Raw genomic sequence first — 19,908 nt, 5'->3', positions numbered from 1 at the left:
AAGGACGCAAAAGTACTTAAACTTTTTGCTTACACCTTATATAATAGGCAAAATTTCTACTTTTTTAAGTTTTCCAACTCCATTTGCAGGAAATCATATAGTGCCTGACGAATAGAACGGAGACCAAACTGCTCTGTATGAACCTCTGTCAATGGTAGCCATATAGCCTCTTCTACATCGTCAGCAGCCTTGAGAACAGTTTCATCCTCTACCTTGCAAATAAAAAAGGCATCCAATGTAGGGATATCAAAATCACTGTAACGATACTTATTTGGCAATGAACAGAAATAATGTTTCTCCTTAATGACAAGGTTGGTTTCCTCCTTCACCTCACGTACCAATGCCTCACCAATCGTTTCATCAATATCACAGAAACCGCCAGGAAGGTCCAACGTCCCACGTCCTGGGTCGAACTTTCTACGTGTCACCAGTAGTTCTCCCTGTTCATTCAGAATAAATGCCGCAACAGCCGAACTTGGGTTTAAGAAATACTCAAAGCCACAACTCTCACAACGTTTGCTCTTTTCATTCTGTTCAACAAAGTGCTTACTTCCACATACGGGGCAATACCGAAATTTTTCTAATACGTGCATTTTGAGATTGTATATAGTTCATGTTTATTGATGTTGCTCTTTAAGTAACTAAGCAAAAGGAAGTTGTTAACAGTAACACGAATTTATTAAAATTCGTTTATGCTCTATACCTTTTATTATTTCTGTCTGCAAATATACTAAAAACTCTAAACATCTACTATTGAAATCGTATCTTTTTGTTAACTTTGCAACTATACATTCAAAATCTTACGTTTTACTTCTCTTCTTTTACTGTAACGTGTGTTTTCAGTAAATCAACTTTCCAAGATAAAATCGTTGGGAAGGAGAGAGGATAAACGAACAAACAAATAAACAGAGTATAGAATGAATTTAAGAAAACTTTTCCTCGTAATCGGCTTAGCAACAGCCACTATGGCAATGTCTGCTCAGAGCGTCTTTGATGTTAAACTCTATAATGGTCGTCCACCTTACAGCAATGGTGATGAAAGCGACTCAGCAAAGGTTCGTGTATTTCTTCCTATGGAAAAACAAGCTACTGGTCGTGCCGTAGTCATCTGTCCTGGCGGTGCTTACGAGACACTTTCTATGGAGAAAGAGGGCTACGACTGGGGAGAATTCTTTCAAAATCAGGGTATTGCAGCCATCGTATTGAAGTATCGTATGCCACATGGTCAGCCTGAAGTTCCTATTTCAGATGCTGAACAAGCCATGAAACTTGTACGTTTGAATGCTACAAGTTGGAAGATTAACCGTAACGACGTAGGTATCATGGGCTTCTCTGCTGGTGGCCACCTCGCTGCAACTATCGCAACAAGAAGTCAGGGTGAGGCAAAGCCTAACTTCCAAATTCTCTTCTATCCAGTTATCTCAATGATGGAAGGTTATGGTCATGACAAAAGCCGTCAGAACTTCCTTGGCAAGAGTCCAAGCAAGCGTGACGAGAAGAAATACAGTGCTGACATGAACGTAAGCCGTGTGACTCCACGCACTTTCATTGCACTCAGCGACGACGACGATACTGTTCCACCAGCTAATGGTGTAAACTTCTACACAGAGTTGTACCGCAATGACGTTCGTGGGTCTCTCCACGTTTACCCTGGTGGTGGCCATGGTTGGGGCAGTAAGATTGGCTTCCGCTACCATGAGGAAATGATGATGGACCTGAAAGCATGGTTGAAGAGTTTCTAAACCTATTCTAACCTTATCCATCAATGAGATAAACGCAATTCGATTCATTAGAATTTGAATGGATTATACACAATATAACAAAGGGATACACAGGCTGTGTATCCCTTTTTCTTGTCTTTCCTTTCTTATCTAAAGGTGATAAATAATCGCTGTATTCATACTCCGCACCATTGGTGTTTGGCGTTAGCACAATTCGTGTTAGGCATCAACACCATTGGTGCGGAGCATTACTCTCCCAATAATTTACGACTAAAATGAAGGCTAATCACCATTAGAATGAGTGCATTCACAGACTTTATATACCGTTATTGCTATGACACGGCAATAAAAGTAGATACACAACCTCCTCCAACATCAATATATAAAAAAAGAGAGTCAAGTCACTCTATCCCTTTATCTTTTCCAAGGAAAGAATTGACTTGACTCTCTATAAGGTCTTTATATTCTATAACTCCGAAACTATAAGAGTTTACAGAACATTAATATTCATCTACTTTCAGTTCCTTACGATAATCGTTTAGGCGTTTCATCAACTGCTTTGTAACCTTCTCTGTACCTTTCTTGCCGTAGATGTTATTCAACTCATCTGGGTCATTCTGCAGGTCATAAAGTTCATAGTAACTTACGTCAGGATCCTCATTAAAGTAGTTTGTTGCATAGAGATAACGCAAGCAGTTATTCTCGCTTGTACCTGCAATATTCTGGTACTTATTCTCCTCCACAGCACGCATACCACCTTTACCATAGAAATAGATAAGCTTATAGCGGTCAGTACGTACACCATCGTGCTTACGAACAAGATGATAGGTAGGATAGTCGTAATAGTGATAATACAAATCCTTGCGCCAGTTCTTTGGCTTCTCACCTGCAAACAATGGCTGCAGAGGCTTACCAGTCATCTCCTTAGGCTGCTCTACACCAGCATAAGCAAGGAAAGTTGGTGCAAAGTCGATGTTCTGTACCATTTCCGTATTCTCACTTCCAGCCTTTATATGACCCGGATAGCTGATGATAAGTGGTGTATGGAAAGACTCCTCGTACATGAAACGCTTATCAAACCACCCGTGCTCTCCCATATAGAAGCCCTGATCAGAGGTATAGATAACAACTGTATTCTTATCTAAGTTATGTGCTTCAAGATAATCCAGCAGCTGTCCTACGCTCTCATCTACCGAAGCAATGACAGACATATAGTCACGAATATAATTCTGATACTTCCATACTGCAAGCTCCTTACCAGACAGCTTAGCCTCGATGAAACGGCGGTTTCTTGGCATATAATACTTATCCCATGCCATTCTTTGTGCTGGTGTCATACGTCCAAGTTCACCCATCAAACCAGAATAAGACGACATACTCTCTACATCTGACGTATCGAGGAGTTCAGGGATTTTGAAGTCTAAGATTAACTCCATATCCTTTTCAATATTCATCTTCTGTGTTCTGGCAGCCGAACCACGGTTCTCATAGTTATCCCAGAAGGTTTTTGGCAATGGGAACTCTACCCCATCATACATTCCAATATGCTTTGGTTCAGCAAACCAGTTGCGATGTGGTGCCTTATGATGCACATACAAGCAGAAAGGCTTATCCTTCTGTCGATGGTCAAGAAACTCTATCGCATGCTGTGTGGTCAGTGTTGTTGCATACCCCATCTCCTGTTTATACTTGCCGTAGTTGCCTGTTGTGCAGAAATTTGGATTATAGTACTTTCCCTGACCATCGAGGATATAATAGTAATTGAAGCCCTTCGGGCGACACATCATGTGCCATTTACCCACGATACCAGTCTCATAGCCCGCCTTCTGCATCAGCTCTGGGACAAAAGTCTTTGTCGTATCAATACCTTCCGCCAACTGTCTTTGCCCGTTCTGATGGCTATAAAGTCCTGTCATCAAGCAGGCACGACTTGGCGTTGACAATGAGTTCTCCACGAAACAGTTGCGGAAAAGCATTCCACGCTGTGCCAAACGATCGATGTTTGGTGTAGGAGCTAACTTCGAGATAGGACTACCGTATGCACTAATTGCCTGCATAGCATGGTCGTCACACATAATGTAAAGGATGTTAGGACGTGCCGCGTCCTGTGCAAGCATCTTACCTTGAGCACACGACAGTGCTGCCAATGGCAAGATAGCTTTTGCAATGTTCTGATTCATATAGAATGGTTTTTAGATGTTTGTGTCTTATTACTCCCTTCCTTTCGGCATTGTGATCGGGAACAGAGGATTGTCAACATGCTCTTGATAAATAATCTTTACCATCTGATCAACTATCTCTGGGTGCTCTTTTGCAATGTCCTTATCTTCGTGCAAGTCTGTTGCAAGATTATAAAGATGCGGTACACCACGGATAACAATCAGTTTCCAATCACCCATACGCACGGCAATCTGGTTGGTTTCAGCAAACTCCCAGTAAAGGTGCGGATGCTTCTTTTGTGCCTTTTCATCGCTCATCAAGGTTGGGAAAATAGAGATTCCATCGAAGTAATCGACAGTCTTTTTCTTATTGACATAGCGTTTTGGAAAGTTGCGAATACCTGCCACGTCACAGAAGGTTGGCATCAAGTCGTAGAAAGCAAATGGCAAATCGCTGGTCACATCCTCCTTAATACGTCCCTTCCATCGAGCAATAAACGGAATACGAATACCTCCTTCATAGCACTGGCGTTTAAGTCCTCGTAGCTTACCATCACGGTTGAAGAAGGCAGGGTCTGCTCCACCCTCCTCATGAGGACCATTATCACTGGTAAAGATAACGAGCGTGTTCTCAGCAAGTCCCTGCTCATCCAGCGCACGGAGGATTTCTCCGACATAAGCATCAAGGCGAGTTATCATTGCAGCAAACTGTGCGTGTGTATGCACAACAGCGTTGTAACGTGAGCCTTCCTGCCCTCCCCATGTCTTATCTTCAAAGAACTTCTTCTTGTAGAAAGCTAAAAGCGAGTCGTTAGGCTGTGCAAGTTCTGCATGAGGAAGCGTATAAGTGAATACTCCAAAGAACGGTTTGTCCTTGCTTTGTCGCTTCAACCAGTTCATAGCACGCTGATGGATGAGATCGGCGGAATAGTCTTTGCGCTGTGCATACTGCTCTCCAAACATCGGATAATCAATATTATTCTGCATTACTACACGTTTAACCGCACTGTCTCCACGCTCCCTGTTGTATTCATTGAGGAAGTTTGGATAATAAAGATGTGCTTGGAACTGACAGATATAACCATAAAACTCATCCACCCCACGATTATCAGGCGTTGACTTAGAGCCTTCATAACCACCAGCCCACTTACCGAACATACCCGTACGGTAGCCATTGTCTTTCATGATTTCAGGTAGGATAACATGCTCTGAGTCGTATGGATGCTGACCAACAACGCTGAAATCGCGGTTTTTCCCATAATAGATAGGCTTACTTGGTGCCCAATATTCCTTGTTTCCTCGTACTTCCGTATGTCCAGAATGTTGTCCTGTCATAAAGCAGGCACGCGATGGAGCACTCACTGGTGCACCCGCATAAGCTTGTGTAAAACGCATACCCTCCTTTGCCATACGGTCAATATTCGGTGTAAGAATATACTGCTGTCCATAGCAACCAAGGTCGCCATAGCCCATATCATCGCACATAATGTAGATGATGTTAGGACGTTGCTGGTTTTTCTGTGCCACTGCCTGAGTTTGACCACATGCCAATGCTGCTATGGGCAGGAGTGTCTTTGTTAGGTTTGGTTTCATATAATGATATGTTATACTTTAGGTTCTTGGTGTTTGTCTTTCCCGATTTCATCGTGTAGTAATGTCTACGGGTCTGCAAACTTACATAAAAAAATGAAAACGCAAATCAGAATGTGCCTCTTGTTGGCTTTTCAAAAGACTTATTGTTACCTTTTATCACTTTTATTAAAATTAAAGTCAATTTATATTAAGTTATATTAAATATGGGGGGGGTAAAACTCGAAGTGTTAAACAATAATTATACTTTTGCAGAAAATTGAACATATTACAAATTTATTTCAAGCGACTATTCGCAGCAAACATTCAATCAAACAACAACAATCTGCAGTTTCATGCCGAAACTTGCGGAATAATTTATTGGATCTAAATTACTTATAAATATAAAAAAACAGACAAAAAGAAATGAAAAGATTAATCTTAATGTTGGCTCTGTCAATCATTACATTGCAGGCAACATGGGCAAAGCTAACTGTAACCCAAGAAACTGACGGGACGGTGGTCTTCACGCTCGAAGCATCTGGCGACATTAACAATGAGTTCACACCAGTATCAGGAGAATATGCCAAGTACACGCCATCAGATCTAATAAAAGATTATCTGACTACCACGAAGCTGAAAGTTGTAACCAAAACTGGAGTAACTATGAGCAATGAGGACTTAGAGCGTATTTGTGGTATGGCCGAGATTGAAAACAACTTCCCCAACTTAAACACACTCGATCTTGAGTTCGCAAACTTAACGAATGACAGCAAACTGATCAATCTAAAGTATATGGACAAGCTGAAGACTATCACCTTCCCTCGTACAACTAAAGAGATACCACAAGCTTGCCTTAATTATGGTTCATGCAAAATAGAAAATGTAATCATTCCTGACAATGCAGAACGCAGCGTAGATGTAGGCGTTCAGGCGTTTCCACAATCCCTAAAGACTATTAAACTTGGTGAAGTTAACCCTAATGGCAACAGCAAAATAGAGCAACAAGCATTTGCAGGTTGTACAGATCTCACATCTGTTGACTTTGGCTATGGTTGGAAAGAAATTGGTACCCAGGCTTTCACTGGCTGTTCAGCCTTAAAGGATATTGTGTTGCCAGAAGGAGTTGAATATATCCGTGATGGTGCATTCTCTGGCGCAGCAATTGAAGCTATCCACCTGCCTAACACGCTGAAGGTAATTGAGAAAAATGCTTTCGTGTGCGAGAAACTGAAGACAATTACAATTCCTGCAAGTGTCGAGAAAATTGAGGCACACGCTTTCCAAAACAACAAAGCACTTACAGATGTCTATGTGTTAGGTAAAAATACAAAGGCGGAAAATCAGGCTTTTTATGAGCAAGCCTCCGCATCATTCAGTTACACGAATCAAAGTAACACCACTCCTTTGAAACGAGAGTTTTACAAAAAAGCGGATGGTTCCAACACACCCCTGGCAATGCTGCATTACCCCAAAGAAGCTAAAAACGACTATGTAAACGAGCATTCACGCACTCTTGGCGGTTCAACTAACAGTATGCTGGCAGAGAATGGTGAAATTTGGCCTACTAAGGAAGTTGGAAAATACACTGTACAACATGGTGACTATGCAGGCTGGAAGAACTTCGCCTTGGTTGGTGAGAACAAAAAAGATGACACATGGGATGACGACAAACGTGTAGACGGCAAGTGGTACACAATGTGTCTGCCGTTTGACATGACAGCCCAGCAACTCAAGAGTGCATACGGTTCAAAAGTTGAAGTGGTAGAGTTCTCTGATGTAGACATTGTCACAAAGTCTAATCGTGACAAGATTATCACACTGAAGTTTAAGAACCCTGTAACAGAGACAAAGGCTCACCATCCTTACATGATTCACCCTTCCCTGCACAAGGGAACGCAGACGGGTGTGAAAACAACCATCGTGGGTATCAAGAAACAAGAAGAGAAAAAGGAAAGCTTGGATGCTCAAAAGGTTGTAAATACTGCTGATGGCGTCACCTATACTTTTATTGGTAATTATGACAAGAACAAGCACCTGCAGCAGTATTCTTATTATTACTATTCAGACGATAATGAGAGCACCTATAAGAATGGTTTTTACAAGTGGATAGCATCTAACAGCGGAACATGGACTCCTTACACAGCTTGCATCCTGATGAATAAGGACAATGGTGCGAATGCGAAGCCATCAGTCAGCTATTATTTAGAAAGCATTGACGGGCAGACGACTGCTATTGACACGCTTCCTGTTATGCCAGCTGTACGCGACATGCAGCAGGGAAAGGTCTATACCATTACGGGACAGCTCGTACAGCAGGGCACAATTAATCTGAAAGCATTGCCACAGGGAGTTTACATCGTTAATGGAAAGAAGTACATCGTTCGTTAAACAAAGAAAAGTCATAATGAAAACAAAATATATAAAGCCAATGACGGATATTCATGCCGTTATTACTGAGAAGTTTATATGTAACAGCAAAACAAATGACTCAGCAAGTATTGGAGGTGCAGGTAGTCCAAATGAAAAGAATCAAGAAGATATTGATACAGGTGGTCCCGGCATTGCAGGAAGTAAGGAAAACCCTTTCACCGAGCAACACACAACTAATATCTGGGAAGATTAAAACCAGCTTCTTTACTGTTGATTAACTTATCAAATGGGATTGCATCTGCTTCATGCTGATACTATCCCATTTTTTATTATATATTTCCAACAAAAACAGCTACAACCTGACACTCCTTTCGAATTATTTTCATGAAAATAATTCGAAAGGAGGCGGTCAAGGAGGCAAGAGGAGTACATCCTATGAGGGTAACAACACAACGGAAAAAACACAAAAAAGCCTGAATTAATCGAAGAAAGAGAAACTTTCTACAATTAATTCAAGCTAAAAATCATCCTGAAATCTTTATTCCTAAAACCTATTGAGAAAATTATAATATAAGTTTATTGCCCCACCCCTAAAACAGCATAGGGTTTAGAGATAAGGCACAGCTTACTTAATTCTATCCAGTAGTTTCTTTGGAAGCTTTGGCATAGCACCATTCTGCGTGCAGACATACGCACTAACATCCACTGCTAACTTATGAGCATCTGGAAGAGGCATACCCGCAAGGATGGCAGAAGTGAAAGCACCCGTAAAGGAATCACCTGCACCAACGGTATCAGCAACCTCAACCGATGGTGTTTCTTGGAACGACTTGAGGTTTGGCGCAAAGACATACGAACCGTTGACACCACAAGTCAGCACAAGCATATCAAGATTGTACTTTCCTAAAAGCAACCAACACTTATTCTCGATATCAAGACCCGGATAACCGAAAAGACGACCGATAGTAACAAGTTCCTCATCATTAATCTTGAGGATATTGGCATGCTGGAGCGACGTGGTGATAACCTCCTTTGTATAGAAGTTCTGACGAAGATTGATATCAAATATCTTGAGACAATCCTTTGGCGTTGTTTCGAGGAATTTCTGTATTGTCTGGCGGCTTACACTACTACGCTGTGCGAGTGAACCAAAGCATACCGCACGACAGTTCTTGGCTGCTTCTTCAATCTCAGGAGTAAACGGTATGTTATCCCAAGCTACACCCTCTTTGATGTCATAAGTAGGTATACCTTCACTGTCGAGTTCCACCTGCACCGTTCCTGTCTGATAATCCACCTCCGGCATCAAGTATTTTACGCCTTTTTTATCGAATTCATCGAGTGTTTCCTTACGCAAGGCATCATTTCCGACAGCACTAATAGCCAACGAGTCATGTCCAAACTGTCCTGTATGATAAGCAAAGTTTGCAGGTGCACCACCCAACTTTCTACCTTCAGGAAGACAATCCCACAATGCCTCTCCGAGGCCAACGATTAACTGTTTCATATCTGTATTATTTATTATTCATCTTTGGAATATAAGAAAAGAGGTAGAGTACGCCCACTGCCATTACGACAACAGCACCCACCTGACCGAATCCATCGCTGGCAAAACCCATCAAGAGTGGGAAGATTGTACCACCGAAAAGTCCCATAATCATCAGTCCGCTCACCTCGTTCTGCTTGTCGGGAACACTCTGTAAAGCACGTGCAAAGACCATTGAGAAAACGTTGCTGTTACCATAACCTACAAGAGCAATCGCTACAAAAAGTACGGTCTTTGACGTTCCTACAGCCATTCCACACATTGAAAGCGCCATCATCGTAACCGAAATAATAAAGAATAGCTTGTTATTCATTACACGAAGGAAGAAAGAGCCAGTCAGACATCCGATGGTACGGAAGATAAAGTAGAGAGAAGTTGCAAAGGCTGCATCATTCAATGACATACCTAAACGCTCCATCAGTATCTTTGGCGCCGTGGTGTTTGTTCCTACATCAATACCTACGTGGCACATAATACCTAAGAAGCTGAGCAAAACAATAGGTTTACCCAACAGGCTAAGACACTCTCCGAAAGAGCTTGCCTTGCCCTCGATTGGTTCTTCTTCAATAGGTGTTGAGAAGAGCAGAAGGGTTGCAAGGGTACCAATAATCAAATAAATTGGGAAGAGAATGCGCCATCCGAGACCAAAGGCAGGAATACTTGCCTGCGCTCCCCATATAGCAAAGTAAGGTGCCATAAATGAAGCGATAGCCTTAACAAACTGTCCAAAGGTAAGTGTTGAAGCCAAGTTACCACCTTTCATAACCGTTGAAACCAGCGGATTCAACGATGTTTGCATCAATGCATTGCCTATTCCAAGCAATGAAAACGATACGAGCATTAAGCCGTATGACTCGCCGAAAATTGGCAAGAGAAGAGAGAATAAGGTGACGACAAGACTTATAAGTACCGTCTTCTTACGTCCTATCTTATTCATCAACATACCTGTTGGTACGGAGAAGATAAGAAACCAGAAGAAAACAAGGGATGGAAAGACATTGGCTGTAGAATCCGACAGCTGCAAGTCGTTCTTTACGTAGTTGGAGGCAATACCCACTAAGTCAACAAAGCCCATTGCAAAAAAGCAAAGCATTACGGGCAGTAGTGTGAGTTTATTGGTTTTCGACATAATCTTTAAATTTTTAGTTTTGCGTAAGTGATTGTCTTGATTTCGATTGCAAAGTTATGATTTAGCAATGAAAACAACTATTACTTTCCGTTCATTTATCGCAACAAATGTCTCCCAAAGAGATTTTCTTGCGACAAATGAACGAGATGTTACATTCCCTTATGCGGCGTTACTCACCTCTTCACTGCACGAGTCTTCCCATTACAGTCCCTTTGCAAAAATCTTGTTGCAGGGACTGGGGAGGAAGACAAGGTTGACCATAGTCATCTTCCCGACAGTACCAAAGCCTCAACGCAGCAGAAAATCAGCAAATTACAGCCTCAGCTCACTCACCTTTATATTCCTGTAAGCGGCCTTGTTGCCATCAGAGTAGAACTTGACAGATGTGTATGGCTGCGTCGGGAACACAAGATTAGTCATTGCAATACGACCGCCATTGACGAAAATCTCAATTGAACACTTGTCAACAAAGACATCCAGATGATAGGTCTTTGAGTCGCAGAGACTCAATGGAGCCCATGTGCCGAGTGCAAAGTCGTTCTTATAGTTGACAGAATTCAACTTGCGGAACGGCTCCTTAATCTCACGGTGTTCGTGCAGGTCGAATTCCTTTTCTATCTTATGGGCTTCAGCCTTCTCACCAAATTTGGTCCTACCACTCTCGGTTCGGTCCATGACAAGCCTGCCAGCCTTCATATCGAAATAGATGTCTACCTTCTCACCCTTTTCATTGTAGAGGATGAAACCAGTCTTGGCAGCATCACTGGGAGTCACATCCATCTCCATTTCAAAGGCATTCTCCTTGCTGGAGGAGAGATTCTTTGAATCCTTCCCCTGCGTAATGACCAAGTCAGGCAGACGTTTGAAAGTCTTTCTCAGTCCGGCAACTTCGGGTACGACATTGGACGACATATAAATCTGTCCGTCCTTGCCAGTAAAGAGCTTGAACTCACGTGGGAGAGTGTTGGCACCACGATACTGGCGGATAGGAGTAACATTGGCATACTGCCAGTTGCTCATCCACGCAATACCCAGTACACGGTCTTGGACACCAGAGAAGGTTACAGTGGCATAATGGTCCTTGCCATAATCGAGGAATTTAGCAATAGAAGGCTTACTGTCGCAGACAAAGTTCTTCCCATCGAAGTCACCAATGAAGTATTCCGTAGCACTTCCACCGAAGAGACAGCCCGGATTTATGTTGACAATCATCACCCATTTCTTCTTGTTAGGATTTCCGTCAACAGGTAACTGGAAGAAATCTGGACATTCAAACTGGTTAGGCTGTGCACCATATCCCTGACCGAAAGCACTGACATAAGTCCAATCCCGCAGGTTAGGTGACGAATAGAAACGCATCTCCTTGTCGGCTGAAACAATCATATACCACTTCTTCAACGGAGCATACCAGAACACTTTCGGGTCACGGAAGTCCTTGAGTCCGTCAAAAGGAGTAAGGACTGGATTCCCGGAATACTTATGGAAGGTGTAACCGCCATCGGTACTATACGCCATGCACTGTATCTGACCGTTTTTGTCACTGGCTGATGTATAGAGGGCAACAATGGCATCCTTACCATAATTCGCTGTACCGTCCTTGTCAATAACTGCACTTCCTGAGAAGATATGTCCCATCGGGTCACGTGCAATCGTCGGTTCCACCTCTTTCCAATGGATGAGGTCACGGCTGATGGCATGCCCCCAGTGCATGTTACCCCACTTTGAACCGTATGGATTATACTGATAGCAGAGGTGATAGACGCCATCCTTGTAGAACATACCGTTAGGGTCGTTCATCCAGCCATACGAAGGAGTGTGATGATAAGAAGGACGATAGAAGTCGGTATTGGTCACATCCCAAACGTTTGAAAGTTTCATCTGTCCCTTCTTGAGTGCCAGTGCATCAGCCTTCAGGTTGAGAATCTTAACGACAGAAGTTCTGCCTTTATTGAGCTTGAAAGGTACATAATAATCGGTTTTCCCTTGTGCCAGTCGTACATCCATCCATGTATCGGTAGCTTTTCCGTTGTCGAGGAGCACCTGTGCCTCGTCCTTCTCTTCCTCAACAGGAAGGATGAGATACTGTGGGGACTTCTCAATCTTCACGATGGTGGTATCACCAGCACGTGTAATCTTCATTGTCTGTGCAGTGACTGACAGTGAAAGTACTGTCAATGTAGCACATAGGATCGTATTTCTTCTGTTCATAGCTATTTTTAGTTATGGCATGTTCCAGTCAGAATTTGGAACTTATGGAACATGCCGGATAATATTTTGCTCTTATTTCTGATATGTTCTTGAATATTAGATGCCAACAATTTATCTGCCACCAACTGATTATTCATATATTCCCAGCATTTGATAACTATATTACAAACGCTTTGTACACACACTACAAACGCTTTGTACACACACTACAAACGCTTTGTAAGCATGTTACCAGTGCTTGGTAATAACGTCACCACAGCCTGATAATAATTTGAACAACCCTGGAGCATCGTTGGTTATATATCTTAGAACTTGATAGAAGCAGTGAACTCAACGGTGAATGGACGTAGATAACTACCTGTCATCAACTGGTTTTTAATGTTCTTAGCTTCATTCTTCGTGATAAGTTCTGCACCGGCAATACTACCTTTCGCACCTGTCTGGTTAAGGAAGTTCACTACCGTACAGCCTAAAGCCAATCGCTTGTTAACCTGCCAGTTCACACCTCCGAATGTTTCCCAGTGTCCATTGAAATAGTAGGCATCGTTAATATTGGCGTAGGTCTTGCTGAAATAACGGAAACTGGTCCATAGCTTGATATCTTTCGTAACCATGTAACTCGGGTCAAACTCGATGAGTACTCTTGGAATTTCAGCTACGATGTTGCCAGTAGCATTGATACTGCCGACATATCCGTCAGCGAAGGTAACCGAAGTTTCATACTTCTTGTAGGTAGGACGCTGATAGGTGAAGAGGAAGTGAACGTCAAGTCCCTTTACAGGATGAGCAACCACGTCAGTAGTCCAGCCGATGGTCTGTATATCGTAAGTAAGTGGCGCAGCCATAATCTCGCTTCCGTGCTGAAGATTAAGCGTAGAGTTGTTGTTGGTCTTTGAGATGTAAGAGAAGAGGGAGGTAAGGCTCACCCATGCGTTGTTATAGTAAAAACCTACACGACCAAGAGGAACGGAAATCTTGTCAGTGTTAGGGAGTGTCGCTGGAGAGAATGCCTCGAACTTCGGATGCTGAACGATATAGGTGAAATCACCCGTCAGTCCAAAATGGTTGTTCACCTTATAGGTTGCAGCAAGGGCGAGGTCATAGTTGAACCAGCTGTAATCCAATGGCACAGGAATTATCTTCGTGCCATCAGCAGCGGTAGCACCGAGATGGTAATCGGTAAATCGTCCGACGTAATCACCAGCTGCATTCTTCACAGCAAGGTTCTCACCCTTGAGCTTCTGAAGTTCAACACGAGCACCGTAGTAGAGATTCAACTGTGGGAGAACATCCCAGTCATGGGTAAAGTAAAGGGCTGTCTTATTCTCATGTCCACGATAGAACTCAGATGCATTCTTGTTATAATCATAGAAGAAAGACGTGCGCTTACCAGCATCATAGAGTCGTACAGGATAGCTTCCATCAGAAGGGACGCTCTGATCATACATTGTTGTATTAGATGTATAATCAATATGATAGTACCATTCGTTGACACCTACACGCAGTGTTGATTTGCGAAACTTCTTTGAAAGCTCTGAAGTGAAAAGGAACTCGTTGATATCACCAGAGTTCAGACAAGACATTCGGGTCTGGACATACTCACCATTATAAAGCGACTGACTTCCATCAATGCCATACTGCATATAATTATTGATGAAACCTGGTGCCTTCGTGTTAATCAGCGACATCGGAGTCTGATAAACCAAAGCTGCATGACCATGATCAAAGCGTGCCATTGCCTTCCAAGAGAGTCCATTACCAAAATCGTAGTTGTTCATCAATGAAATCTGACTGCTGCGATTGGCGATGGCATCATAGAGAGAAATACTCTTCAACTGACCGTCACGCATATCCCGATAGGTAATGTTCGCATCCACTGGCAGATAGGATGTCGTACCGAGCTTGAAGCCGCCATATTCCTTCACGCTACCGTCACCGACATAGATAAACGGTGCCGACTGTGTGGCGTAGGTGTAGACAGGATGGCTGTTACTATAACTATACATAGCCGCAAGCTCGCCTTTATTACCAGCATAACGCTTCGTGATGGCAGCCTTGTAAATCTGTGTGCGGTCCTGGTTTTGCGAACTCTTGATTTTGAACGTACCGGGATCGCTGTCCTGATACATGCTTCCGCTATAATACCAGCCTTTTCCGAACGAACCATTCAGGTTCAACGACATTTCCTGCAAGCCGAAATGATTGGTCTTGTAGTTAAGTGTTCCGTGAAAACCATCCTGTCCCAACTGCGTGAAAGAGTTGACAGCATAACCGATATTGCCAGTTGTAATGGCAGTTTCAGCAATCTTAAGCAATCCTTGATGACTCAGACTGGCATCGCCACGCCAAAGAGAATTGACGCTGCGGGGATTGGTTGCATAGGTAACCGGCAAACCATTCTCAAGCACATTGACATCAGCAGAAGGCAGACCAATCTGTATCTCACGTGGACCGTTGGCACTGGCAGCGTTCAACATCACGTTACGATTGCTCTCTTCCTTATTCCCGTTATCCTTCTTGTTACTGTTGTCATCCTGAGCACTGACAATAGAGAAAGCAGGCAAGGTGGCTAACAATAACGCACCTAAGCGTAATGAAAGATGATAAAAGTTGACCATAATTAAATTGTTTAGTAATGTGAATATTCTAAGTTGCAGTCTCTTTTTCCTTTTAGGTAACTAACTACGGTGCAAAATTACAATGATAAACTAATAGTGTGACGTAAAATTCGTTCATAGACTGCAAATATTGTGTCTGCGAAACATTCGTTCTATCCTGTGAACGTTTTGTTATATGTGGCTGATATATGGTCGTTATCGTTCCTGTGCGGGCTGCAAGTCAAACTCCTCCTTATAACACTTTGAAAAGTAACTTGGGGTAGAGAAACCTACAGCATACGCCACCTCTGACACCGATTTATCGGTTGTCTGGAGCAGATGACGGGCACGCATGAGGCGGGCTTTACGGAGCATTTCAACAGGAGAATATCCCGTAAGAGCCTTTACTTTTCGATAGAGTTGTACACGAGAAAGCCCGATTTCATCGCCAATTTGCTCTACACTTAAATCACTATTGGAAAGGTTTTCTTGTATAATCTTTCGCAATTGCTTGAGAAAAGACTTATCAATTTCATTCGACAAATTACCGATTTCATCGTCCTCAACACCTTTTGACCATGTTTGATTCAACTTCTTCCTACTTTCTATAAGATTATCAATACGCGAGAGAAGTAAACGAAGTGAGAAAGGTTTCGAAATATAGGCATCTGCACCATGCTCATAACCTTCGGCACGTTGCTCATCTAAGCTACGTGCTGTTAGCAAAATGACGGGAATATGACTGATGGCTTTGTCTGTTTTCAGCTGTTGACAAAACTCTAATCCATCCATCACAGGCATCATAATGTCCGACAACACTATATCAGGGACTATTTTCCTTGCAAGCTCCAAACCAACTTTTCCATCAGAAGCTTCACTTACATTATACTTTTCAGATAGAACTGACCTTAAATAAGTGCGGATATCAATATTATCATCAATGATTAAAACCTCTGGTTTGTCAGTCTGATGGGGCTGTACAAGTTCATCAATATGTCGAGCTTGATTAGGAATTTCTTTTATTGCTGAAGGTTCAACCAGTTGCTCAACCTTCTCTGTCGGCTGCTTACTTACTGTTCCTTCCTGCCTAACAGGAATATTAATACTGAAGGTACTGCCTTTACCCTCCACACTTGTAGCACTTACTACTCCGTGATGCAATTCTGTGAAAGCCTTCACGATAGCCAATCCGATACCTGTTCCACGACCAGCATTCTTAGCTTGATAAAAACGATCGAAGATATAGGGAAGTTCGTTGTTAGAAATACCACAACCACTGTCTGCCACACTAATTATAACTCGTTCGTCTTTCTTTATAGCTTGCAGAGAGATTTTTCCACCTTCAGACGTATATTTTAGAGCATTACTAAGAAGATTATAGCAGATACGCTCTATCTTATCTTGGTCTGCTCTGAGCAAGATAGTATCAGGAGCTTCCATACTGATAGTTATATGCTTCTTCTGCGCAGAGGCGCTGAAGAGCATAATCCATTGTTTCATATTTTCCGTAAGATTAAAGTCGGAGAGGCGAAGTTCCATCTTACCATTCTGCACTTTACGAAAATCCAGTATCTCACTAACCAATTGTGTCAGAACAACTACATTACGTTGTATAATGTGAAGCATACTTCGTTGTTGTGAATTGAGGTTATCATCATGAATGATATAGTTCACAGGTTCAGCTATCAGTGTAAGCGGTGTACGTAGCTCATGACTGATATTAGTAAAGAACTGTAGCTTGGCTGCAACGGTTTCCTCTTCTATCCGATGGCGTGCAACAACAGTTCGATAGACGTAAATCATGATACCCACAAGCAGCAAGACGATGATGCTGAAGAGAAGGAGGTAAACTTTCTGATGGTTGTACTGAGCCAGATAATTATCTATCTCTCCATGCAACGACTTAAGTCGTGCTGTTTGCTTCATGATTTCCTCGTTCTGAAGGAGGAGGGCATTAGCATTATTGCCCGTTACGAGTGTACCTTTCAGATAGTTATCACGCTTGTAAGACTTCTTCTCTAAGATATTCAATGCCAGTTGCATAACGAGGTCACCACGGGTTGGATAGATATAGGAAGCCATCAGTCTGCCGTCGCGCACGCTCTCCATACCACCACCTGGACCGGGAAGGGCATCAATACCAACAAACTTTATACTCTTCATCCCATTCCTCTCTGCCGCTTGCAGCGCACCGATAGCCATACGATCATTCTGTGCAAAGACATAATCAATCTTCATGTCCTGCTTGAGCATACTGTCCATAACGGCTTCGCCACTATTCTGCAGCCAGTCAGCATAACGATGATTGACAACCTGAATATCGGGATAAGTCTTCAGTGCATCCCTAAAGCCACGGTCACGCTCAATAGCAGGCGAAGAACCCTTTAGTCCGCCTATCTCTACAACGTTTCCCTTGCCATTGAGTTGGCGTGCAATGAACTGTCCCATCTCGTGCCCAGCCTCATAGTTATCGGCTCCAATAAAAGCTGTGTACTTCTCGGAATCTGTCTTACGATCAAAAAGGATTACGGGAATACCAGCATCATATGCCTTGTCTATGACCGATGAAATGGTATGAATCTGATTGGGTGATACAATAAGAAGATTGACTCTTTCCTTTATAAACTGGTCAATCTGTTGTTTCTGTAATTTGTCATTATCATTAGCAGAAGCAAAATTCAGCTTCACATTGTCATGCTGATAGGTACTCATCACAAGTTCGTTGTTAAGTTTATCGCGCCAGATATCTTCAGAACATTGAGAGACACCAATGACATACTTCTTTGTGTTGTTATCCGAACAGGCTGAAAACACAACTATAAAAAGAATAACATATAGCCATTGTCTTATCTGCATAATAATTAAAAAGGTTATGTAAAATACTTCTTTACCACAGCAAAGATACATTCTTTCTTTTGTATCTGCAAGTAATAGACAAGTAATTATGAGCGTAAAAAAGACGACAAATGGATATTTAATGCCTTTAAATACAGGAAATCGTTAAACCTATTAGGCTCATTAAAGCCTCCCCCAGCCCTCTCTCCCGCAGAGAAGGGGGAGTATTGGGAATAATTTGCTTGTTACTCTGTCTTCAAAACAAGCAAATTGTTAACTCGGCAAACTCATTAACTTGTCAATTTGTAAGCTTGTCTAACTCGTCAATTCATCAACTAAATTAAACGTCCGGATGCTCCGAACAAAGTGTCCGAACGTTTCGGAACAACTATCCGAAGGCTTCGGACAATGTGTCCGGACGCTTCGGGACAACCGTCCGAGGCTTCGAGACAAATACTTTCAAGCATTGGAAAGCAGAAAGAAAGCAAACAAGTGTGTCTTAAATCCCTTTCAATCCTTAACTCCAACAAAAGGGAATCAAGTATTGTCTTAAATCCCTTTCACTCCTTAACCCCTTAACTCCAATAAAAGGGAATCAAGTATTGCCTTAACTCCCTTTCAATCCTTAACCCTTTAACTCCTAAAGAATCTATTTCTCTGGATAGAACTTCACACAAACAGGATGGCTAAGAATAATATCCTGATTGGTATTTTGAAGCAACCCAGTACTCTTATCACGTGAGTAAACCTGTATCTCGTTATCATCACGGCAGGCAACGAGGAGGTACTTACCATTTGGAGTAATAGCAAAGTTACGTGGATGCTTTCCTGTGTGCTGTGCCCCAACACGCGTCAAGGTGCCATTGTCATTTACACGGAAGATGGTGATACCATCACCCTTCAGTCGTGTACTTGCATAAACGAACTCACCATCAGGGCTTACATGGATATCAGCACCACCATGTGCATGTGCATAATCAGCAGCGATTGTCTGTAACTCCTTTAATTTACCATCCTTATAAGAGAAGACCGTCACCTTACCAGACAACTCGCTCATGAGGTAAGCATACTTGCCATTAGGAGAGAAAACAAGATGACGTGGACCAGAGCCAGCCTTTACGTGTGCTGCAATGCCATGATCCTCTAACTTCTTATCACGCTTGTTGTAAGAGAAGCAAAGAATACGATCGCCACTAAAGTCGGTTGTAAGAATATTACCATCAGGTGCAAAGATGACACAATGTGCATGAGGGGTATTCTGACGTGTACGGTTAGGACCACCCTTCTTACTGCCTATCTGCAACAAAGACTTATCAAGTGTTCCGTTCTTGAGGATTGGGAACACAGAGATAGTACCACCAGAGTAGTTAGCTGTGAGCGCAATCTTGCCATTGGTATCAACATAACAAGGATCACCACCATTGGTCAACTGTGAATTCTTAAAAGCAAAAGTACCCTTAATAGGGTCAAAACCAATGCAATTGAGTACAGCCGTTGCATTGTTCTTCTCGCTAACAGCATAAATATGACGACCATCTTTGCTGAAAGTAAGATAAGAAGGATTATTTACATTCAGAGAGCTAATACCAGTAGCTTTGCCTGTTGACTGGTCGAAAGAAAAAGAGTATAATCCTTGACCGCCTGCATCGGTATAGGTTCCAACAACCATTTTAATGTTATTGTCGGCAAAGCCGAGGACAGAACTGCAGGCTAAAGTCACACCTAAGAAAATAGATTTTAATTTCATCTTTGTTTAATCTGTTATATTAAT

General features: G+C 42.4%; 12 protein-coding genes. 3 read left to right on the top strand and 9 right to left on the bottom strand.

Annotated elements, in window-relative coordinates:
• Nucleotides 1-56: 56 nt before the first annotated feature.
• Nucleotides 57-593, bottom strand: coding sequence for an NUDIX domain-containing protein (locus tag J5A56_RS08000; protein ID WP_021671625.1), 537 nt, complete (start codon nucleotides 591-593; stop codon nucleotides 57-59).
• Nucleotides 594-917: 324 nt separating this feature from the next.
• Between J5A56_RS08000 and J5A56_RS07995 the strand changes: the two genes are divergently transcribed.
• Nucleotides 918-1,742: an alpha/beta hydrolase gene (locus tag J5A56_RS07995; RefSeq protein WP_021671626.1), complete on the top strand. Its 825-nt coding sequence runs from the start codon at nucleotides 918-920 to the stop codon at nucleotides 1,740-1,742.
• 479 nt (nucleotides 1,743-2,221) lie between these two features.
• On the opposite strand, the gene J5A56_RS07990 is transcribed toward J5A56_RS07995, so the two are convergent.
• Entirely contained in the window at nucleotides 2,222-3,901 is a 1,680-nt protein-coding gene (locus J5A56_RS07990) for a sulfatase family protein (RefSeq protein WP_021671628.1), read from the bottom strand.
• 30 nt (nucleotides 3,902-3,931) lie between these two features.
• The gene (locus tag J5A56_RS07985; RefSeq protein ID WP_021671629.1) at nucleotides 3,932-5,473 is read right to left on the bottom strand and encodes an arylsulfatase; all 1,542 of its coding nucleotides are present in this window, start codon (nucleotides 5,471-5,473) and stop codon (nucleotides 3,932-3,934) included.
• Nucleotides 5,474-5,875: 402 nt separating this feature from the next.
• On the opposite strand from J5A56_RS07985, the gene J5A56_RS07980 reads away from it, so the two are divergent.
• Nucleotides 5,876-7,840 (top strand): leucine-rich repeat domain-containing protein, encoded by a 1,965-nt coding sequence (locus J5A56_RS07980; protein WP_021671630.1) that lies wholly within the window; start codon nucleotides 5,876-5,878, stop codon nucleotides 7,838-7,840.
• Between the two features lie 16 nt (nucleotides 7,841-7,856).
• A complete protein-coding gene (locus J5A56_RS07975; RefSeq protein WP_036919556.1) occupies nucleotides 7,857-8,075 on the top strand; it encodes a hypothetical protein in 219 nt (72 codons plus the stop codon).
• Nucleotides 8,076-8,447: 372 nt separating this feature from the next.
• Here the strand turns inward: J5A56_RS07975 and J5A56_RS07970 are convergent, their stop codons facing one another.
• From J5A56_RS07970 to J5A56_RS07945, 6 genes are all read right to left on the bottom strand, one after another.
• A complete protein-coding gene (locus J5A56_RS07970; protein WP_021671632.1) occupies nucleotides 8,448-9,329 on the bottom strand; it encodes a carbohydrate kinase family protein in 882 nt (293 codons plus the stop codon).
• Between the two features lie 7 nt (nucleotides 9,330-9,336).
• Nucleotides 9,337-10,497: an MFS transporter gene (locus tag J5A56_RS07965; protein WP_021671633.1), complete on the bottom strand. Its 1,161-nt coding sequence runs from the start codon at nucleotides 10,495-10,497 to the stop codon at nucleotides 9,337-9,339.
• 312 nt (nucleotides 10,498-10,809) lie between these two features.
• Nucleotides 10,810-12,705 carry a GH32 C-terminal domain-containing protein gene (locus J5A56_RS07960; protein ID WP_036919560.1) on the bottom strand — a complete coding sequence of 632 codons (1,896 nt, stop codon included), beginning with the start codon at nucleotides 12,703-12,705 and terminating at the stop codon, nucleotides 10,810-10,812.
• Between the two features lie 305 nt (nucleotides 12,706-13,010).
• Complete coding sequence (locus J5A56_RS07955; protein ID WP_021671635.1) at nucleotides 13,011-15,323, bottom strand: TonB-dependent receptor; 2,313 nt, start codon at nucleotides 15,321-15,323, stop codon at nucleotides 13,011-13,013.
• A gap of 195 nt (nucleotides 15,324-15,518) precedes the next feature.
• Nucleotides 15,519-18,158, bottom strand: a complete 2,640-nt coding sequence (locus J5A56_RS07950) for a substrate-binding domain-containing protein (RefSeq protein ID WP_036919563.1) — start codon at nucleotides 18,156-18,158, stop codon at nucleotides 15,519-15,521.
• A 628-nt stretch (nucleotides 18,159-18,786) separates the two neighbouring features.
• The gene (locus tag J5A56_RS07945) at nucleotides 18,787-19,884 is read right to left on the bottom strand and encodes a lactonase family protein (RefSeq protein WP_021671637.1); all 1,098 of its coding nucleotides are present in this window, start codon (nucleotides 19,882-19,884) and stop codon (nucleotides 18,787-18,789) included.
• Between the last annotated feature and the right edge of the window lie 24 nt (nucleotides 19,885-19,908).

Origin of the sequence: Prevotella melaninogenica (assembly GCF_018128065.1) — a bacterium.
GTDB lineage: Bacteria > Bacteroidota > Bacteroidia > Bacteroidales > Bacteroidaceae > Prevotella.
Note: the sequence above shows the minus strand (reverse complement) of the source record. Positions and strands in the feature narration are given on the sequence as shown.